The sequence below is a fragment of the Stieleria varia genome (assembly GCF_038443385.1).
GTDB classification, from domain to species: Bacteria; Planctomycetota; Planctomycetia; order Pirellulales; family Pirellulaceae; genus Stieleria; species Stieleria varia.
The window spans coordinates 336,636-357,866 of the sequence record NZ_CP151726.1; the positions used below are offsets into that span (position 1 = coordinate 336,636).

At 57.0% G+C, this 21,231-nt stretch carries 13 protein-coding genes; 9 read left to right on the forward strand and 4 right to left on the reverse strand.

The features are described 5' to 3' along the window. Positions 1 to 90: 90 nt before the first annotated feature. From Pla52nx_RS01305 to Pla52nx_RS01315, 3 genes are all read left to right on the forward strand, one after another. A complete protein-coding gene (locus Pla52nx_RS01305) occupies positions 91 to 3,696 on the forward strand; it encodes a caspase family protein (RefSeq protein WP_146517757.1) in 3,606 nt (1,201 codons plus the stop codon). A gap of 67 nt (positions 3,697 to 3,763) precedes the next feature. Further along, positions 3,764 to 4,840 carry a PEP-CTERM sorting domain-containing protein gene (locus Pla52nx_RS01310; protein ID WP_146517758.1) on the forward strand — a complete coding sequence of 359 codons (1,077 nt, stop codon included), beginning with the start codon at positions 3,764 to 3,766 and terminating at the stop codon, positions 4,838 to 4,840. A 343-nt stretch (positions 4,841 to 5,183) separates the two neighbouring features. Then, positions 5,184 to 7,580: a polysaccharide biosynthesis tyrosine autokinase gene (locus Pla52nx_RS01315; protein WP_146517759.1), complete on the forward strand. Its 2,397-nt coding sequence runs from the start codon at positions 5,184 to 5,186 to the stop codon at positions 7,578 to 7,580. Positions 7,581 to 7,613: 33 nt separating this feature from the next. Here the strand turns inward: Pla52nx_RS01315 and Pla52nx_RS01320 are convergent, their stop codons facing one another. Together Pla52nx_RS01320 and Pla52nx_RS01325 are read right to left on the reverse strand one after the other, a co-directional pair. Next, a complete protein-coding gene (locus Pla52nx_RS01320; protein ID WP_146517760.1) occupies positions 7,614 to 8,960 on the reverse strand; it encodes a polysaccharide biosynthesis/export family protein in 1,347 nt (448 codons plus the stop codon). 139 nt (positions 8,961 to 9,099) lie between these two features. Beyond that, on the reverse strand, positions 9,100 to 10,005 hold the full coding sequence (locus Pla52nx_RS01325; protein ID WP_146517761.1) for a hypothetical protein: 906 nt from the start codon (positions 10,003 to 10,005) through the stop codon (positions 9,100 to 9,102). 513 nt (positions 10,006 to 10,518) lie between these two features. Here Pla52nx_RS01325 and wbaP point away from each other — a divergent pair. Continuing rightward, positions 10,519 to 12,093 carry an undecaprenyl-phosphate galactose phosphotransferase WbaP gene (gene wbaP / locus Pla52nx_RS01330; protein ID WP_146517762.1) on the forward strand — a complete coding sequence of 525 codons (1,575 nt, stop codon included), beginning with the start codon at positions 10,519 to 10,521 and terminating at the stop codon, positions 12,091 to 12,093. Positions 12,094 to 12,136: 43 nt separating this feature from the next. Further along, a complete protein-coding gene (locus Pla52nx_RS01335; protein WP_146517763.1) occupies positions 12,137 to 12,955 on the forward strand; it encodes a sulfotransferase in 819 nt (272 codons plus the stop codon). 75 nt (positions 12,956 to 13,030) lie between these two features. Here the strand turns inward: Pla52nx_RS01335 and Pla52nx_RS01340 are convergent, their stop codons facing one another. Further along, positions 13,031 to 14,548 carry an arylsulfatase gene (locus Pla52nx_RS01340; protein ID WP_146517764.1) on the reverse strand — a complete coding sequence of 506 codons (1,518 nt, stop codon included), beginning with the start codon at positions 14,546 to 14,548 and terminating at the stop codon, positions 13,031 to 13,033. Positions 14,549 to 14,838: 290 nt separating this feature from the next. Here Pla52nx_RS01340 and Pla52nx_RS01345 point away from each other — a divergent pair, with 290 nt between their 5' ends. Both Pla52nx_RS01345 and Pla52nx_RS01350 read left to right on the forward strand, forming a co-directional pair. Then, complete coding sequence (locus Pla52nx_RS01345) at positions 14,839 to 15,966, forward strand: hypothetical protein (protein ID WP_146517765.1); 1,128 nt, start codon at positions 14,839 to 14,841, stop codon at positions 15,964 to 15,966. Positions 15,967 to 16,104: 138 nt separating this feature from the next. Continuing rightward, the gene (locus tag Pla52nx_RS01350; RefSeq protein ID WP_197454156.1) at positions 16,105 to 16,863 is read left to right on the forward strand and encodes a GDSL-type esterase/lipase family protein; all 759 of its coding nucleotides are present in this window, start codon (positions 16,105 to 16,107) and stop codon (positions 16,861 to 16,863) included. Positions 16,864 to 17,486: 623 nt separating this feature from the next. Here the strand turns inward: Pla52nx_RS01350 and Pla52nx_RS01355 are convergent. After that, positions 17,487 to 18,653, reverse strand: coding sequence for a fatty acid desaturase family protein (locus Pla52nx_RS01355; protein ID WP_146517767.1), 1,167 nt, complete (start codon positions 18,651 to 18,653; stop codon positions 17,487 to 17,489). 345 nt (positions 18,654 to 18,998) lie between these two features. Between Pla52nx_RS01355 and Pla52nx_RS01360 the strand changes: the two genes are divergently transcribed. Together Pla52nx_RS01360 and nth are read left to right on the forward strand one after the other, a co-directional pair. After that, positions 18,999 to 20,258: an NAD(P)/FAD-dependent oxidoreductase gene (locus Pla52nx_RS01360; protein WP_315854988.1), complete on the forward strand. Its 1,260-nt coding sequence runs from the start codon at positions 18,999 to 19,001 to the stop codon at positions 20,256 to 20,258. Between the two features lie 63 nt (positions 20,259 to 20,321). After that, positions 20,322 to 20,975: an endonuclease III gene (nth, locus tag Pla52nx_RS01365; RefSeq protein WP_146517768.1), complete on the forward strand. Its 654-nt coding sequence runs from the start codon at positions 20,322 to 20,324 to the stop codon at positions 20,973 to 20,975. Positions 20,976 to 21,231: the final 256 nt, after the last annotated feature.

The window sequence follows — 21,231 nt, forward strand, 5'->3', positions numbered from 1 at the left end:
CGTCTCGGCGTTCATCACCAACTCAGCCGCTCCTGACTCATGGCTTCATCGCTCACCAAACCGCTCCTCTTCTTCGCACGTGAATGAATCATGTCTGTACCCATCGTCGCCCTAATTGTCGGCATCGATCATTGGCTCAAAGAAGACCTGCACAAACTCAAAGGCGCCGTCAATGACGCCCGGTTGATGCAGCGTGTCCTGCAAGATCGCTTCGGGGCGACCGATGAAAACGTCCGCATGTTGCTCAATGAAGAGGCAACGCGAGAGGGAATCACGAAAGCCTTTCAAGAACACTTGATCGATCGAGCCAAATCTTGGAGGGACGCCAATTCTGGGGAACCGTCACCCGCGTTCGTTTTCTTTTACGCCGGTCACGGTAGCCGAGCGACCGACCCGACGGGGACGCAACCCGATGGCAAAGACGAAACCATCGTTCCCTACGATAGCCGTGTCGGCGAGGTCTTTGACGTCAAGGACTGGGAGATCGGTGGATGGCTCGATCAACTGACTCAGTACACCGACAACGTCACCGTGATCATGGACTGCTGCAACTCCGGCAGCGGGACTCGTGACATCGATGAACCGGGCACGGCACGGGTTTGCGAAGCCGACGAGCGTCCTCAGCCGACCGGCCGACCGATCAGCGACCAGCCCAAAACCGAATCGGTCTCTGTCGACGTGGATAACGACAACGAAATAGACGACGAGCACGCAACGACTCGTGGTTCATCAGATGATCAGCCCGCCACAGGCAGTGGATCAGGTTCGATCGATCGATACGTCGCCTTTGCCGCCTGCCGCAGCTATGAAGCGGCCAAGGAGTACACGGTCAAGAAAGAGGAGAGCAAATTCGAAGACAAACGTCGCTACAAGCAGGGCGCGTTCACTTGGCTGTTGGCCAAAGAGATGATGAAGCTGCCACCGGACGAAAAGATCACCTATCAAGAACTGTTCGAACGGGTTCGATACCAAGTCCATCGCATGTATCGATCTCAGATGCCGCAGTGCGAAGGCGACCGCAATCGGCTGCTCTTCGGCGGCGTCCGCGTCACCCGTGACCCCATGGTGACCGTCATCGAATCGGGCAAGAACGGTATTTGGATCGACGTGGGTGCCGCCCACGGTTATAGCGTGGGTGCAAAGTTCAACGTCTACCCAGAGAACACGCGAACGGTTGACGCAAATACTCTTCCGATCGCGACCATGACGGTGGCGGCGACCCAAGCCGTTCGCAGTCTGTGCACCAGCGACGATGACCGCCAGATTCCGGAACTCTCTCGCGCAGTCATCATCGGATCGCCATCGTCGCTGTCCCCCAGCAACGTGTTCATCGAGGCCGACGATGAATTCGTGCAATCGGAGATCACCGATCGCTTGGCTCAGCAGGACATCGCGGGTTACATCACGATCACTGACGACAAAGACAACTCGGACTTTCGCATCGGTGTGTCCAAAGACGGCGACAACGTCACCCTGCGTGATCGAGCCGGCAAGCTCTTGGTCACGCCGACCAGTGTCGACGAACTGGATCTGTTGGCCGCTGATCTGTCAGGTCTGTGCCGCTATCACAATGTGTTGCAACTGGAGAACCGTTCCACCGAGACCCATTTGCAAGGCAAGGTCACCGTCGAGATCCATGCGATCGACGACGACCCCACTGCGATCGTGCCCAATGCGACCATGGGCGCGGAGGACGACAAGAACAACGGACGTCGCGTGCTGGGCATCAAGCCCATCGAAAAGACCGTCGACGGGATACCCATCGTTCCGATCGATGCCCCCATCGCGATCGGCATCACCAATCACTCCGATGAACCGCTGTACTGTGAAGTCATCAGTTTTGGCTACGACTATGCCATCGTTCCGTTGATCAGTTTGACCAGCGGCGGATCACTCAAGCGTGTCATGCCCGGCGGAACCATCTGGCTGGGGCGAGACGAAAATGGACTGAAACTCAAGTTCCGCTGGCCCAAGGACCCTGACGCCAAGAAATACTTTGTCGAGGGTCGCGAGTTTCTCAAGGTCATCGCGACCAAGGATGAACCCAACTACCTGATGCTGCAACAAAACGGACTCAGAGTTCCCTACCAGAAGGAAGAAGGCACACGAGCCAGCGGCGGTTCTGATCTTGATCAACTGTTCAATCAAGCCATGGCGGGTTCTCGGGCGCTCGGCCTGGAAGCGGAAAAGACGATCAAGCACGACTGGACCACGAGCGACCTGGAGTATTTGATCGTTCGACCGGATGACCAACGCAGTCAATCCATCCCGGCAGGCAAGAGTACGGACCTGGATCAGTTTGACATCACCGTCACAACACCCAAGAGCCTGTCCTGTGAAATCAAAGTCCTGACCGAGCAGGAGACCACACGATCGACGCAAGCGGAATCGATTAGTCGCCCGACCGCAATGGTGTGGAACACCGACACCCTCATGCCGGTCACCGTGACCACCCGCAGCAGCACCGCTCCCGAGGGCGTCGCCATCGAGATCAACGCGGACGCGTCGGACTTGGACTCGCTGTCACCCGATTCGCCGCTGACGTTGGAACTCAACGGAGAGGAAGACACAGAGGGCACACTGATGGCCGTCGCATGGGATGGCCAAACAGCCATCCCCGTTGCGGTTTCGAAAGATAATCGACTGGAGATCTCGTGGTTGCCACATACCGCGGTGCCCGCGGCAGGCTCTGCCGATCAAGATGAGTCCCAGGAAACCACTCGCAGTTTGCTGCGGACGATCAAATTGTATTTGTTCCGGAGTGTCAAAATCCCGTCGCCTGAACTAGGACTCCATCATGTTCGATTCGTCCCGACCGAGCGAGTTGCAACGGAGCCCTTGAGGACTCAAGAACGCACCGAGTCGATCTCCTCAGGGGAGGTTCGCTATCGCCCCGTCACTGCCCAGCAGCCACAGTCGGGGCAACGCGTTGCTGTTCTGGTTCACGGTTTTGCATCTGACAGCAAGACAATCCTGACAGAGCTATCTATTCTGATTGGTCCCCAGTTGTCTCGGTACGATCACGTGTTGGCATTCGATTACGAAAGCTACAACACGCCAATTTCCGAAAACGGAAAGACGCTGGCGGAGCAATTGACCGAAGCGGGGATGAACGCCGATGACGGGATCGAACTCGATGTCTTTGCGACTTCCATGGGTGCCTTGGTCGCCAGATCGATGGTCGAGCAACATGGCGGTGGTGCCTTTGTCGATCGCTGTTTCTTGGCGGGGCCGCCCTCTGCTGGCAGTCCTGCGATCCGCGCCAAGATGGCGGTGCCGCTGTTGGCCGCCACGATTGTCAACTTGGCCTGCCCTGCGATCGTCAACAGCTTTCTCAACGCAGGCATTCGCAAAATCGAGCGAGACGCGGTCGGGCTGAACGACATGTCACCCGGGTCCGATTTCCTCAAGGCACTGCACAAGGCTGGCAAACCGGATTCCACTCGTTACTGCATTCTGGCCGGCAATTTTGACCCGTCGCGGATGGCCAACCCCTGGACTCGGTTGCTGGCGACCACGGCCGACGTGGCTCTGAACCTATTTTTTGCCGACAATCACGACCTGATGGCGAGCACCAGCAGCATCACGACCGTCAACGGCAAGAATATCGAGATCGCGACGGTGCCCTGTCATCATTTTCAGTATTTTCAGACTCCAGAGTGCGGCAGTAAGCTGGAATCCTGGCTCGGAATGTGAGACACTCTGGGCGATTCGATGCCGGTGGCCAGAAGTCTTCGTACCCTTGCCCGTTGTGATCACTGAAATGTTACGCATCCAGATCCCACTCGCTGTCTTGGTTTTGACCTTGGTATCAGCGATCTCCCCGCCGGCGTACGGCGGAATCGTGCTGGACTACAGCAACGACCAAGCCAATGGGGACTTCTTTGGCAACAACCCAACCGCCAAGAATGCGTTGGAAGCCGCCGTGGCGGACATCAACGCTGTCCTGAATCTCAACCTCGGCGCGATCACCAATGACGTGGCCACTGGCACCAGCGGCGGTGGGTCGACGGAACTCAACTTTGATTTCAGGTATTCGTACACCAACCCGTCCACCGGAGCATCGGTAAACATCGCGGATACCACGTTGCCCGCCAACGAGATTCGCATCTTTGTTGGTGCTCGTAACCTGGGAGGGACGACGTTGGGTCAAGGTGGGCCGACGGGTTCGGGTATCAACATCTCGGGATTTGTTGGTGGCGGCGACGCCGCCGATGCGGTGGCTGACGCGATGACAAACTACCACCACCGAAGAGGCGACGGTCCGGTCATCTCGAATTTCAGTGGTTCGGTTGCCGGTGCCGCCTACTCATTCGACATGGGGCCCACGATCGGAAACCTGTGGTTCGACCAAGACACAGACAACGATGGCAACGCGGATGACTCCGCGTTGCTCAATGCCAACTGGCATTTCGATCACACCACCAGTGTCGCTACCGGCAAGAGCGACTTTTACTCCGTCGCGTTGCACGAGACGATGCACGCAATCGGTGTGGGGGTCTCAGACAGTTGGGATTCGCTCGTTTCGGGAACCGATTGGACGGGTGCCGAAGTCATCGCCCTCAACGGCACAGGCACCGGAATCATCGACGGCGGAGGAGGACACTTTGCCGAAAATCTGATGAGCATTTCCGTCGTGGACGGTTCGGCACAAGAAGTAGCGATGGATCCCAACATCACCGACGGTACCCGCAAGTATCTCACGCTGCTGGACATCGCCGTGCTCCGCGATATCGGCTATTCCAACGCTTCGGCCGTGCCCGAGCCATCAAGTCTTGCCGCGATTTGCCTGCTGGCCGGTTCCCTGTCGTTGCGACGAAGGCGGCGAGCGACCGCCTGATTGGATCGGGTTTTCGACGCGGCAGGCGGGTTCTCTTTCATCGGTCGGTGAAGCCGTGTTCGGCCCAAACTGTCCAATTCCGGCATCGCCGGGTGGAAATATTCCGCTCTTGATCCATTGCGGGGGTCTAATGGTGGCTTGATTGCCTTCGGGCTAGAACGTGTTTTCCACACAGCCGATCTGACTGTCATAATCTGCGTTGACCGTTCGTTCGCTCAGGCTTGCGAGCGTTTTGCTTGACGAAACGGGTCGGCCCCTCGCTAATGGTAATTACGATGACGGGCTCGATTCACCCCGCTCCCCCTTCATCCGAGACAACGTCTTGATCACTCAGGCGGACCGCATGGCACCGACAAACAGCCAAAACCCAAACAACAATCCGCGCCGACGCTCCGCCAAAACGACGTCCGAAAACGCGGACTCACTGGACGTCTTGGAAACCATCACCAGGCAACGATGGCTGCTCGCGTTCTTTGCCATGCTGGGCTTGGTCGTCGGCGTTGCCTACTCGCTCAATGCACAGATTTGGTACAAGTCCAACGCAAAGGTCTTGATCGCGGAGAAGACCGCCGGACTGGGTGAAGGCAGCGCCACCGGTCAAGGCATGGTGGAAGAGGACACGCTGGCCAACCACATGGAACTGATCGCCAGTCGGATGATCGTCGGCGATGCGTTGCAAGAGACTCAAGTTCCTGGCCAAGACTACTCGCTGATGGAACTGCCGTCGATCAAGGCTCAGCTGAGCGACACCGAAGACGCAATCGATTACGTCATCGATCACTTGGAGTTGGTCAAGGGCGGTGAAGGTTCTGCGAAGACCGCACGCAGTCTCAACGTCAGCTTCAAACATACCGAGCCGGATGATGCTCAGTTGGTTCTGACGGCCGTGATGAAACGCTATGAGCAATTCATCATCGACCAAGTCGAGCAGGTGATGGGCCGCGCCAACGAGTTGGTACAGACAGCAAAGTCAGAGGTCGAAGCCGAGCTCAATGCCGCAGAACAGGAACACTTGGCCTCTCGCAAAGCCGCCCCGCTGTTCTTTCAAGGCACCGGCAGCAGCAACGTCTATCAAGATCGTTACCGTCGACTGCAAGAAGAACTGCTGGATCTGGACATCAAGGAGTCAACACTGCGTACCCGCATGGAGCGAGTGCAGGCGACCCTGGAGGATATGGACACCTCCACCGATCCCGTCGATCACTTGGACAAACTCGCGTTGATCGACAGCGAAAGCCTGGAACGGCTGGGATTGTTTGCCGGACTACAAATGAATTCCTCCAACACGGCTGAATTCAAGGCTGCGATGCCGGCCAAGATGGAGGAAGCCCGTACACAGATCACAGGCCTGTTGCGACTGAACAGCGAAAAACAACGCTTGACCGCTGTCTTCGGTCCCGGACACCCAAAAGTCCAAGAGCTCGAAAATGAGATCCAACTCGTCAAACAGTTCTTGCAAGACAACGAAGAACTCACCAACGTCTCGACCGGATTCTCTGACACCATGCTGACTCCGGAAAGCCTGTTGAAGGCTTACATCGGGTTCGTCAATCATGATATCGCAGCTCTGGGTGAACGCCGCAAGGAACTGATCTTCCTCAGCGAAGACGCGGAAACGAAGGCGAAGGAATTGATCGACTATGAACTGCAGGACATGGTGATGCTGAAGAAGATCGATCGCCAAGAAGCTCTTTTCGAAGGCGTCGTGAGCCAACTGCGCGACCTCGATACCGCCAGCGGATTGAGCGGCTATCTGTACGAGTTTTTGGAATTGCCACGTATCGGCCGCAAGGTCTGGCCGAGCCTGCCGATCTGTGGCCTGGGCGGCTTGATGCTCGGGCTGGCCACCGGCGTCTTCCTTGCGTTTGCCAACGAGATTCGCGACGGACGATTCCGGACGGCTGCCGAGTTGGACGAAGCGATCGGACTGCCCAGCTTGGGGCGAGTCGGAAAACTCAACTCGATCGACATGGGAATCCGTGGTCTTGTTTCCGCCGAACTGTCGCCCGATGCGGAAGCGTTCCGGTTGGGGCGTACCGTTCTGTTGCCCGAGATTCGTTCCGGAAAGCTGCAAACGATCGGTTTCACCAGCCCGATGCAGGGAGACGGAAAATCGACCGTCACATCGAACTTTGCCGTGTCATTTGCCCAACTCGGTTTGAAAACCGTCGTGGTCGACGCCGACTTGCGACGCCCCAGCATTCACCGCTACTTCAGCGTCTCCAAGACCGGCGGCCTGTGCGATGTGCTGGAGGGCCGACTGCAACTCGCCGATGTCATCAAAGATACCGATGCGGAAAAAGTGTCGGTTATCACCGCCGGCTCGTCGTCCAAGATGCCCGCAGAACTTCTGCAAATGGAGAAACTGGACGAACTGCTGGAAGAATTGAAGCAACAATTCGATGTCGTCCTGGTCGACTTGCCACCCGTGCTGGCCGTCTCCGATCCGGTGGTCGTCATGCCACGACTCGATGGCGGCGTCTTGGTCATTCGCGTCGCTCGTGTTCGTCGCGATGAGGTCATCAACACCATGCGACGCATCCGCAGCTCCGGTGGCAACTTCGTCGGCTGCATGCTCAATGCTCTGGGTGCCGGTGCCAACTTCGACGGCGCCGGAGGCTACTACGGTTACTACCGCAGCGACTACACCCGCAAAAAGAAAAACGGCCGGGCAGAAGCCGCCCGGCCGATCGGTTCGCTGCCAGCCGCAGCGAAGACGGAGAATGAATCGGACGCGTGAAGCACGCGTCCGTGGTGAAAACCAGCCGACAGATCAGTCGGCCGCGTTGACCAAGAACGCGTTGGGGATCCATTGGCCGCCGATCCAGTTCATCGTGACGTTCAAGAATGAACCGGACGGCTTTTGGTAGACCATGACGACGTCATCGGGCAAGATGCGGATTCGCTCCTTGGGGTCTTTCATGGCACGATCAAGGTCGACGCGGATGGGCAACTGGCGTCCGTCGCAAAGCGTCCGCAGGATCATCACCCGAGTGGCTTCTTTGATGTACCCGGGGTTGCCGTTGGCCAGCACGGCTCCGGAAAGTCCCAATGGGCCGCCTGGTGAACCACTCGACATCGCGATCGCTTCGATCACGTCAATGTCTTCGTCGCGTGGCAGTGCGATGCGAGCACCCGGCAGCAGTCCCCCGGTGACGAAGTACTCGTTGCGACGAGGGACGAACAACACGTCGCCTTGATTGAGCACGATGTCCGCCGGTGTGAAGGTCAACGGATCACAGGCTCGTGCGGCCAATGGAATACGGATGACGTGTGGATTGGCCGACTGGCAACCCTGAGCACATGCCTTGTTCAGTTCTTTGACGTTAAAGGCTTGCGGGCTCATCGACGCTTCACGGCGGATCACGTAAATCTCACGAGCCGCGTCCGTACCCGGCAAGCCGCCGGTGGCTGCCAAAGCGTGCAACACGTCGTTTTCGTACACGGGCAAGTCGATGACTTCACCCGATCCACGATGGATCTCGTCATTGGTTTCTGGAAAGACCAACGAGACGTTTGTCGCGGGCGTGTCCTCACGTAGAACCACCACGCGTTTGACTCGTGGGGTCAGCAGTCCGACGGTGACTCGCTCGGAACCTTCCTTGAGAACCTCTTCCTCACGATAGACCTCGGTGATCTTGTCGACGGCTTGAGGAATCGTCAATCCAGCGATGTTCAACCGACCGATCAATGGCAGGTCGATTGTTCCGTCGGTGTGAACGCGGACGGGTAAACCTGTTGACGGTCCGACCACGGCACCGTGCGGCGGATAATAACGCTGGTTGATCGCCTGGGCCCGTTGCTGAACCGGCGTCGCGTCTTGGTCCGGCGGGAAAACGCCGTAGACGTAGATCGACAGCGTGTCGTCGCCACCGATGACGTGTTCATCCGGCGGTTGCTGGCCCAGTGCGGCGAACGGAATCGGTGACAGGTCCTCTCGCGGACAATCGAACAGCGACGGATCCAGGCGATGAGCCGGAATCGCGTGGTTGGCCGATGAGACCATGTGACAGCCGGTCGAACATGCCAGCAATCCGATCATCATCGTCGCGATGACTGGAGTGGTGACTCTGTTCGCTTGAGCGGCCGTGCTCGTTGACGTTTCGTATTTACGAATCATCGCTGAATCCCTTCGCAATGTTCTGGTTTTAGTTGATGGTGTGAGAGCTTGCAGCCATTTGTGAGCTGCTTTGTCGGATCAATCCCTGATCCGACGTGTTGGATTATTCGGCGAGCCGCCTGCTCCGCCCAATCCGGCGTCAATCTTCTTCCGTTTCGATCAGTCCGAAACCGCCCAAGTCTTCATCGCCAAAGGTGAAGTCAAAATCGGCGACCGTGCCGGTGACCACTCCGCTGCGTGCGTCCGATGGTGACCCCGCTTCACCCTCTCCGGTGAAATCGATCACGATCCCACCGTCATCGCCGAAGTTGTATTGTGCGGCCGACTCGTCGTTGGACGGTTTGGGCAACGTGTCCTTCTCCGCCTTCGGTACGGGCAAGTCCTCGGTCGGCTTCTTCTTGTTGACCTTGGGGGCCGGCATGGGGGCCGAATCTTCCGCGTCGACCTTGGCCTTGGCGGCGGACGTCTTTGCAGGCTTGTCCACAGGCGACTTCTCAACCACAGGTGCGGGCGGCATCGGCATGGATTCCATTTGCATGTCCACTGGCATGTCAACGATGGGCATCTCGGTTTCAACGAAACCCTCGTCCATCATCAGACCGCCCGGAACACAACCGCATGTTCCACCCAAGCAACTTTCCTCGCAACGAGGAAACGGGCACTCGCATGTTTCATAGATTCGCAAGTAATGCGTATCGGGAAACTGACTGGCGCGAGAGGCACCGTCTTGCCAACCGCTGTAATAAGCGTGGCGACGATTGTCGCAGTCGTCCAAGATTTGATCGGGATCCCAATAGCAAGCAGGTGCAATGGCAGGTGGGCATGATGAATCACCCGTCGCCACGGCATAGAATCCATCCTTCCATCCACGCTTGTAGTCGTGTGGATAGTTCGAACAATTCGCTTTGCCGCACTCGCGGAACTGGGCGGACGCACGCATCCGCTGTTTCTGCTCGTAGCTGTAGTCTTGCAGAGATGCACATCCGCTCAGTATGGGCATACCGAGCAGTGTGGTCAGGATGATGGATTGTAGGTTGATACGCACGCTAAGCACTCCGTTGCTATAGATGGTGGCTACCGCTTGAATCGACCAGCCCGCTGTGACCAGCGAAGTTTTGTGAGCAAAAACCATGCACACCAAAAAACAGCTTCGTTAGGATTCGAATCGCTACTACATCCGGCAGAAACCAACCAATTGACACCACCCGAACGAGGGGTGCTCTGATTGGTGCGTTTTGCACCGTTTACCGGGGTGGAATGGTGCGGGATACAGCCTCTGGGCAAAATTGCGCGACGTTGTCTTTTTCCTGAATTGTCGTCGACTAGGATGACGTCCTAAGGAGACTGGGGCCACGAGGGACATCCCTACTGTGTCACCAGCACAAGGAAAATAGGCCTGGGTGATGGAGTTTTTATCCATTCCTCACCAGGGCATCAGTGAGATCAAGGGCATTCGTCCCAACGATGGGATGGTGTGATCACACCAGGGTCAGCGAGCACGGATCGGGAAAGCTCAACACAACGGCAGTACCTGTTCAGCCAGTCGGAAAAGCTCTCCATGTCAATTCATTTCGAAAACCTCAACTTGCCCGTCGGCGTCGTATCTGCCGATGCGATTGAGCAGTTGGATCCGTTCATCCCCAATTCGGCGGTTGAGGATCATCGGGCCAACTCGAACTCCGAAGCAGGACCGGGCCGGCAAGCCACACTGCCCCGCAGCTATTGGCAAGTTATCTTCACCGCAGTGCCTCTGATCGTCGCCGACTTCGCGGTCTTGCTGATTTCGACAGTCGCCATGGCGGCGGTGTTCTGTCTCTGGATGGGAACCAGCCTGCCGCCAACCCTACCCACTCAACTTAGTTGCATCCTGAGCGGCTACTTTCTGTTCGGCGCCATGTTGGGGTTGTTCCCCGCCACTGGCATCAGCCCCGTCATCGAGCTGCGTCAGTGTGTTCGAGCTGTCGCTGCGTCCTCCGTCCTGATGCTGGTCCTCAACGAAATTTTTGCAAACGTGACGGCTCCGGAAATCTTTGTGGGTGTTGTCGGCGGCTTGGTGGCCATGGTGGCCGTACCGCTGAACCGCTTGTTTGTTCGCAAGTACCTTGCCAAGGCGGCTTGGTGGGGTGAACGAGCAGTGATCATCGGAGGAGGCGCCCAGGGTCGCGCGTTGTACCGTTTCTACAATCGTGCCACCGAACGCGGACTACGTCCGATCGGTCTGGTCGACGTGGATTCACGCAGCGACTATGAGGAACGATACGAGGACTTGTCGCACCAGCCCTACCTGGGATCGATCCTGAACCTCAACCGCATCCAAAGAAGACATCGTTTGCGATGGGCCATTGTCGCCCCCGGCGGATGCGAAGCGTTGGACATGAACCAAGTCATGTCACACGCGAGCAATCTGCCCAACCTACTGATCCTGCCCTCGCAGTTTCTGCTGCCCAGCTTGTGGGCCAGTACCCGTGAATGCGGCGGCGTCATGGGCGTCCACTTGCGAGACCATCTGCGCAGCCCGATCGCACGCAGCGTCAAACGTATGATCGATATCGTGATCACGCTGGTCGCCCTGATTTGTTTGCTGCCCGTGTTGCTGGTCATCGTGGCGTGGGTCAAGCTGAAATCACCCGGACCGGTTTTCTACGGTCATCAGCGTATCGGAAAACGCGGCGCGTCGTTTAAGGCATGGAAATTCCGCACCATGGTCCAAAATGCAGACGAGGTGCTCGAAGAGTACTTGGAGAACGACCCTGAGGCTCGACAGCAATGGATCGAAGACCAGAAGCTCAAGGACGACCCTCGCATCATCTCCGGAATCGGACACTTCCTGCGTAAAACCAGCTTGGATGAATTGCCCCAACTGTGGAACGTTCTCAAAGGCGAAATGAGCCTGGTCGGACCACGGCCGATCGTGAAATCCGAAGTCGACCGCTATCGCGAGATGTATCCGCTGTATTTGCGAGTCCCGCCAGGGATCACGGGTCTGTGGCAAGTTTCTGGTCGCAACGATACCAGCTACGAACAACGCGTCCGTTTGGATAGTTACTACGTTTGCAACTGGTCGATTTGGTTGGACCTGTACATCGTCCTTCGCACCGTGCGTACGATCCTGATGCGAGAAGGCGCCTACTAGGCAATGACCACTAGGCAATGACTTTTCTTTCCTTTTCTGTGTGATGATCCGCGTGACTGATCCTGCCATTCCGCAAACCAAGTGCATGATCCTGACCAGTCAACGGTCGGGATCCGTGTTCTTGCAAAAGTACTTGCATTCGCATCCAGAGATCTGTTGTCACGGTGAAGTCCTGTTGGGGCTCGGCGGACCCTGCGGCTGCGAGCCGCCGGCCTTCCTGAATCGGCATCGTCGCGCACGATTGGCATGGGCCTGGGTGTTCAGCGGCGCTGCGATCTCGCCCAATCGCGTCATCGACCGTACGCTAGATTCCGCACCCGACGCCCGTGCCGTCGCGTTCCGTGGCATGTACAACCAGCTGCAGCGGCAAAGCATTGTCGAGCACCTACTGAAAATCCCAAACCTCAAGATCATCCACTTGATGCGTGACGACTTGCTGCGCCAGTATGTTTCTCGCAAACAAATGCATCATCGATACAACTTGCACGGCAAGGGATCAGCCCACACCAGCAAACCGCTGAAACTCAATGCGATCTCAATCTCACCAGCGGCTGCCATCGCCGAGATGACGACGATGGCCCGCAGCCGTGAAACCCTACATAAAGCGTTCGAGAACAACGGCAACGAAATCCTGACGTTGCACTACGAACGTTTGCTGCAGTCGGGCAGCGTGGAGGATTCGGATCGATCACAGCTCTGCGATTTTCTCGGTGTCAGTGACCAAGAGATGACATCTGATTTGGTCAAAATGAGCAAGGCGCCATTGGAGGACTTGGTCGACAACTATGACGAACTCAAATCCGTGCTGCAGGATACTGAGTTCGCCGACTTGCTCGACGCCGAGCAGCCCGTGTTGGCATGATGCACAAGGTACGTCAGCCTTTCCAGACTGACATGCTCCTCACTACGCCGCGTCATTCCCAACCAGCGCAGCAACTCACTTTTTCGCGTCCTTTACTGGCGCATCCAACGGGATCAACGGAAAATCATCCGATGGTGTACGAACCTCGGACATCATCTTGGTCATCTTGGCCACCAAATCCGGATGCTCGCTCGCGACATCCTTGGACTCCGAGATGTCTTCGGCGATGTTGTAGAGTTCCACGGTCAGATTGCCCCGTGTCATGTTTTGACGAACCGCTTTCCAGTCGCCCATTCGCAGCGACTGCTGACCGCCGTAACCGGAAAACTCCCGGTACAAATAAGGTCGCTCCGGCTGTTGTTGTCCCAGCAAGGTCGGCAGCAATGAAATCCCGTCGATTCCCTCAGGCAAGTCGGCCTTCGGATCAACGACCTCCATCAGCGTCGGCATCCAGTCCTCGAATCCACTGACACGATCGCTTGCACTACCAGCGGCGATGCGACCGGGCCACTTGGCCAGCGTGGGGACACGAACGCCGCCCTCGTACAGTGAGCCCTTCAAACCGCGTAGTTCTCCAACGCTCTTAAAGAACAAGTAGTCGACCTCTTTGTCCAAGTGTGTTGTTCCGTTGTCGCTGCTGAACACGACCAAGGTGTTTTCGGTCAGTCCTTGCTTGTCGAGTTCATTCAAAACATTTCCCACATAGCGATCCAAACGCGTGATCATCGCCGCGTAAGCCGCACGCGGCGTGAAGTGCGGTGTGTAGCCGTAACCATCGTCGCGAGTGAAGGGCGGATCGTTCCAACCCAAATCCCGATAGGGCTGCAACTCTTCGTCCGGAACGTGCAAAGCGACGTGTGGAATCACCGTCGGATAGTACAGAAAAAACGGTTCGCTTTTGTGATCACGAATGAACTGCAGCACTTGTGCGTTGATTCGATCCGGCGCGTAATCGGTTCCCTTGAATTCATCATAACTTCGGGGGTCATTCGGGTCGGCGTCTTTGGCCAATGATCCGTGACCGGGGATTTCCGGGTCATTGCTCAATGCGATGCGTTGCTCATTGTCCCAAAGGTACGACGGATAGTAGCTATGAGCGTGACGCTGGCAGTTGTAGCCAAAGAATCGATCGACGCCTTGGTTGAGCGGTCGGCCATCGGTCGCCGGCCCGCCCAAACCCCACTTACCAAAAGCGCCGGTGGCGTAGCCCGCCCGCTTCATCAACTCGGCAAGCGTGATTTCCGAGTCGGGAATGGGATGCTGTCCCTCGGGTTTTGATTCACGATTGTTTCGTACAAATGCGTGCCCAGGATGTTTGCCTGTCATCAGCACACAACGCGACGGAGCGCACACCGCGTTGCCGCTGTAGTGCTGAGTCAACCGCATTCCTTCGGCTGCCAATCGATCCAAGTTCGGCGTCTTGATCAATTCCTGTCCAAACGCCCCCATTTCCCGATACCCCAAATCATCCGCCAGGATAAACACAACATTGGGACGAGCCGCTGATTGGGCATGGAGCGGTTTGGGAGCAGAACCGAGTAATAGGACCGATAGGACCAAGGCGACGTAGAAGCACCTCGTGGAAAATCTCATCGAGCGTCCGCACTCGCGAGCAGATGGGTTCGGAGAAGAAAGGGACGTTGGCAACATGATGTCTCTCTATCGTTAGAAGCAGTGGTTTTCCGGGCTGCGGCGGTATCGCAAAGCTGCTTCCACACGCTTCCCGCCTTAGTTTCCTCGCTTCAGCCATCGGAGTCAAATCCAGAGCAAGCGAGTCAGATGTAGCTGCCCGCTTTGACATCGGGGGTGCCGATTGAGATAGAATCCTTTTGAGAGCGATCGAACGCTCCCATCCAAGTCCTTTGGGCCGCAAACGTCGGACAATGTTCACGATTCTACTGGTCGCTGCGGTTTCCTACACCACATTCTTTGGTCTCGTCGCCGTACCGATCGCGCTGAGCAACCGTCATTGGCTACAGCGACTGGGCCTTTTTGTCGTGGTGTCTATCGTCTTTGCCCTCGTTCCCCCGGTGCTTGCGGTGAGAAGCGAGGCGGCAATCGGGTTGGCCATTTCGATGCTGTTGCTGTGTCTGGCATTTGTTGTCGAATCAATGCCTGCAAGAATTACTGCCATCGCGATTGCGACTGCCGTAGCATTTCTTTCGTTTGGGATGGTCCCTTGGAATCGCTTTGAGTCCACGGACTGTGTTCGGAACCTCACTGCGGTCGGACTTCTCGCACTCCTTTTTGGTACGTTTCGCGTTGTCGGATTTCGTCTCGTTCAGATGACAAAAGTCCGTTGGGAAACGGAGTTTGAGATTGCGACGGGGCGAGAGATGGATGCTTGGTGCGTTTGGTTTCGAACAAATGATTTCCACAACCTACGTCGGAGTTCACAGATTGCCCTTTTGCGACAGCAGGGGATTGACTGCACTTGGGACCAGCAACTGATAGACTTGTGTAACCTTTACTGCGGGCTCACACCGATCGAGCGTTTCAAAGAGAATTCAAAGAAGCTCTTCGCGAAACAGTATCATGAATCTTGGCAAAGATCATTTCGAGAGACGCTGAAAGCGACGCAGTTCAGCATCTTTCAAATGCTGAGTTGGACAACTGTTTTGGGTGCATGGTTTGCATTGCTCGCCTCTCACCTTGGTGCAGACGGCTTTCTAACGGCTGACGACATTCTTTTTGGTCTCGTTTCTCTGCTGATCGTTTTTCCAGTGGTGTCTGGAATGATGTTGGTGGAGTTGTTCGTTCCAACGAAAACCGTCGTTTCTCTGCTTGCCTGGGGAATCCCGATTTTTTGTGCAATTGTAACTTTGTTAGCGACTTGGTCGTGGCTGGGAAGTTTTGAATCGGTGATCGCCGTCACCATTTCAATCGTGATTTGTTGGGTGATTGCGTTTGCGGGGAGTTCCCTGGCAAAGGCGAGAAACTGGCGGATTCTGATGTGCGTCAAGAAAGGGGGGGACGAAACCGCAAACCCGAAGATCGCGAACGGACAGTGACGTGGTGTCAGAGAAAGAGATCGCGACTGAGGGTTGAATCGGAATGCAGTGACTGACGCGGCTAATGACTGAGAGTACAGTATGAGGCTTCGGCTCGTGTTTTCACTGACTCTCATACTGATTTTTCGCGTGGTCCCCATGTCTGTTCGCAGCTTGCTCGCCGGCTTTTGTTGTTTGATCATTTCCTCCGTTGTGTCGGCGCAGACGAGCGACGCTGTCTCGGACCCTGATCTGGTAGCACCTTATCGTGCGGCGGCAGTGGAGCGTTGGGAAGACGATATCCAAGCGTTGGAGGCGTTGGACGCGGAGTTGGAACCCAATCCGGATGCCGTTCTCGTGATCGGCAGTAGTTCTGTTCGCCGCTGGTCCACGATCCAGCGTGATCTGGCTCCCTATCGGCCAATCCGTCGTGGTTACGGGGGTGCCAAGTTCACCGACATGGCCGTCTTTGCGGAGCGTTTGATTTCGCCACACCAGTTTCGCGCGATGCTGATGTTCGTGGGCAACGGCATCACTGGGGCGGACGACGATCATACACCCGAACAGATCGATAGCCTGGCGCGATCCATCGTTGCCGTCGCCCATCGGCATCAGCCTGACGCGGCGGTGTTTCTGATCGAGATCACGCCTTGCGAAAAACGCTTCGCTGCGTGGTCAAAGATCCGTGATGTCAATGCGGTGCTGCGGGAGATCGCGTTGACGACTCCGAACACCTACTTCATCCCGACCGCGGGGCTGTATTTGGACTCCCAAGGAAATCCCCGTGCGGAGCTTTTCGTGGAAGACAAGCTCCACTTGAACGATGCCGGTTACCGTCAATGGGGACGCTTGATCCGCAGCCGTTTGGATGAGACACTGCGGATGATTGCCGAGGAATCACAGCATCTTGCGCGATAGTGGCGTTCCATCCCAAACAGCTCAACCTATCGAAGCGGATGACGCAATCAAACGCCGTGAGCCGCGACGCGTGAGCGGCCGGTTAATGCACCTAGTAAGCATCCATTTCAGTGCGTAACACCCGTGGCCTAACGGGCAGCGGCTCAGGGCGTATGTCACCAAAGAACGTTTAATAGCACAAGCAGGCTAAGCGTGGACTGCTCAACGTTTGGTGTTGACCTTGTTTTTTCAGTCGATGTTTTCGTTCCATGCATCGCAATCAAAGTGAGCCTCAGGCGCTAGCCGTGGGCCGGCACCACAATCCGCCTCGGGCCCACGGCTAGTGGCCTGTTGATTTAATCGAAATTGGGAACGCAAGGGTGAGCCGTGGGCCGTAAGGCACCGGGCAATGCGGTAGGCCCGGCCGCTTACGCGTCGCGGCTCACTAAATCAACAGCCCGCTAGCCGTGGGCCGGCACCACAATCCGCCTCGGGCCCACGGCTAGCGCCTGAGGCTCACAGGGGCCACCAGCTGCGCCGGCAGTAGAGACACAGACTTGCGCGAACCCAAAAAGACACAACCCCATCGTTTTGACAGCCAAGTGTGTTGCGTTGACTATCGTGAGGCGCGTCAATAATCCGGGCTAGGTGGCCACGGGCGTCGAATCGGGGTGCGATTCACCTTTGCGATTTTCTCTCGTGGTTGCGCGGCGGAACAAGTTGATGATTTCGCCCGTCAAGCTGCTTGCGGTCGTCTTGTGATACGGTGACTCCGGCGGCAGACCAGCGGCCAGTCGACGGTGGGCTTCCGGCATGCTGTGGTAAGGAAGCCTGGGGAACAAATGGTGCAGGGCGTGGTAACGCGTGCCGATCGGCCCCCAAAGTTCGGTGATCCAAGCGTGGTTGGGGTAGTTGACCGAGTCGAGCAACTGTTCTTCGAATGACATCTCGCCGCCTTGATTCATCCAGCGGTGGGCACCGAGTGTGCGGATTTCATTCAACGTCAAAATCCCCACTCCTAACGCGTACGCGACGATCCAAAAAGGATTGAAGAAAACGCCTTTCATGATCAGGTGCCCGAAAATCAGCCCCATGCCGACCACGAAGCAACCGATTTCTTGTAGCACGACGATCCGCATCAGCTTGGGCGATCCGTCGGTGCGTTCATAAAAGGGATCCACGACCATGGTTGACGCATGCCGGTGCACGTATTGGCGGGCACCCGGGATCAACCAGCAGATGGGGCTGAGAACGACGAATCGAAAGATGCCGAGAAAGGGAATCACCAAGGCTTGCAGGATAAAACCGACGATGAGCCAAGGGCTGCGATGGCTCAGTTCCAAGTACTCGCCATCGTGATCGGTCCCGTAATGTTTTCGCCGATGATGGTCGACGTGTGGGTAGTAGAGAAATGACGGGATAAAGAACGGGATGCCGCAAAGCAGGTTCCATGCGATGCGGAAACCTTTGAAACCGTCTCGTGGTAAATGAACCAGCTCGTGAATGAACATCACTGCACGCATGCAAGCGATGACCGCCAAGATGTAGGCAACCGGCAACGCGATCCACACCCAGGACTCGCCCCAGCGTTCGTCGACCATTGCTCTCATTGCGAACAGCATGGCGTGGGCGACGACGATCGTGACCAGAAAGTCGGTCCAGTAAATGAGCGGGTTCGGCTTGCTCAGGTCGCCGATCAACGTTCGGGCTTGGGCAAACGAAAATTCAGTGCGCGCGGAGACCTTGGGCGGATGCGGCTGATCGCTGGTTTCGTCGTTCTGCGGTAAATCCGGTGTGGGTGCCTGTGACATGGTTGCAATAACGATGTGGTAAACCGGGAGCTGGTGAACTGAGACCGCTCATTGCCGAGATCGGATGGCTCGAACTCAGATGACCCGACATCAGTTCGTTCGTCATCTGCTGGATTTATCGGCTATCCAATGCAATCGGATGATCATTCATCTCGATCTTGGTCACTTGGTGGTTCATCCACAACCCGAAAAACGAAAATGAACAAGTCTCCTGGATTGTCATACCTTACCAGGGCAGCCCGTAGTGACAAACAAAACTCGGAGTTGTCATAATGTCGCATTCTGGTCGATCTCCGCCCGCTTTTTTCCCATCACCTCCTCTCACGGACCCCCGCCATCGACTCATTGCCCATCCACATCGTGGTGATAGGAGCTGGGGCCGCCGGAATGGTCGCCGCTGCGCAGGCCGCCAAAAACGGAGCGAAGGTGACCTTGCTGGAGAAAAACTCCAAGACCGGGGTCAAGATCCTGATGTCCGGCGGGACACGCTGCAATTTGACCCACCAAACCGACGCCAAAGGGATCGCCGCCGGATTTGGGGCAAATGGGCGTTTCTTGCAGCGCAGCGTGGGAGCATTTGGGCCTCGCGATGTCGTGCAGATGTTCAACGATCTGGGCGTCGCGACCAAGGTGGAGTCCACCGGCAAGATCTTTCCCTCCAGCGACCGGGCGTTGGACGTCCGAAACGCACTGCAGCATGACGTGCTGCGATCGGGAGTGGAGCTACGACTCAACTCGGGGGTCGAGCGAGTACAGCGGGACGGCGACGGTTGGTCGGTGATGACGGGCAGTGAAACCGTGTTCGCCGATCGACTGATCGTGACTGCGGGCGGCCGCAGTTGGCCGAAATGCGGCACCAGCGGCGACGCCTATCAGTGGCTCTCGGATCTGGGACACACCATCGTCCCCACCCGCCCGGCCCTGGTGCCGTTGGTCGGTGGCCTGGCGTGGACCCATGACTTGTCAGGACTGACGCTGGAGGACTGTGAAGCCTTTGTTTATCGCTTGGACAAGCCGGGCGGATCGGCAGTCGGCAAACCGCTTGCCCGTCGTCGCAGCTCTTGGCTGTTCACCCACTTTGGTTTTTCCGGGCCTGTTCCGATGGATGTCAGTGGAACGCTCACCGCTGCTGACTCGTTGGCAGATGTCGGACTGCGCGTGGACTTGTTGCCCGATGTGACGGCAGACGAATTGACGCGGCAATTGAGCGATCGCTCGGGTGGCCGCGGTCGACGCACGGCCTCGTCGATTCTGAGGGAGTGGTTGCCGCAACGATTGGCCGACGCGATCGCCACCCAGGTCGGTTACGACGGCATGCTGTCCGAGCTACCCAAACGCCACATGCAGCAGCTCGTCACCCACATCAAACAACTGCCGTTGCCCGTCAACGGAACACGCGGGTTTGCGAAAGCGGAGGTTACCGCGGGAGGTGTCTCGCTGGGCGAAGTCGATCCCAAGACCATGGCCAGTCGAATCGTTCCGGGACTCTATATCGCCGGCGAAGTCCTGGATCTGGATGGCTGGATCGGCGGATACAATTTCCAAGCCGCTTTCAGCACCGGACGCGCCGCAGGCATTGCGGCAAGCCTGCGGGATGCCAGTTGACACAGCGTTCGCGCGCCACAAACCTTTCGATTCATTCCCCGCTTGTCGACACCGTTGAGACCGATGCGAAAACAACAGCGAGCCGACATCGTTCGAGATCGACTCGGCGAGCTTTATCCCGATCCTCCAATTCCGCTCGACCACGTCGACGATTTCACGTTGCTGGTCGCGGTCCTGCTGAGCGCTCAATGTACTGACAAAAAGGTCAACGAAGTCACACCGGAATTGTTTCGTGTCGCGGGTGACCCGAAACGAATGTACGAACTGGGTGAAGCACAGATCCTGGAGATCATTCGACCGCTGGGGTTGTCCAAGCAAAAGGCAAAGAACTTGGAGGGGTTGTCCAAACGGTTGCTCGATGACTTTGGTGGCCAAGTCCCCCGATCGTTTGAAGAGCTGGAGTCATTGCCCGGTGTCGGCCACAAGACAGCCAGCGTCGTGATGGCCCAAGCCTTTGGAGTGCCCGCGTTTCCCGTCGACACACACATTCATCGATTGGCACAGCGTTGGGGACTGACCAGCGGCAAAAGCGTGACGCAGACCGAAGCCGATTTGAAACGATTGTTTCCCGAGTCGAGCTGGAACGACTTGCATCTGCAGATCATCTACTACGGACGCGAACACTGTACCGCACGAGGATGTGACGGCACGAAATGTGGCATCTGTCGCGAGCTGTACCCCAATCGTCGCAAGCCGCCGACCACTAAGAAAGCGTGAGCGGCGTCTGTTGTTGTGGGGCAAGCGAACGCCTCACCCCGTTTTGACCCGTAGCCGACAGGCGCAGGCGGAAGCGGCTCAGACTCCGCGGTGCAAGCCGTCTGGTAGCGGCTCCTACGCCTTCGGCTACTGCTGACTTTGTCGTGTTGCGTTATCTCTGTGAGCCGATGGCGCTAGCCGCGGGCCTCGAAGGGTTTGGTCAACACCATGAGGCCCGCGGCTAGCGCCTTGCGGCTCACAAAGTTCGCAGTCTCCG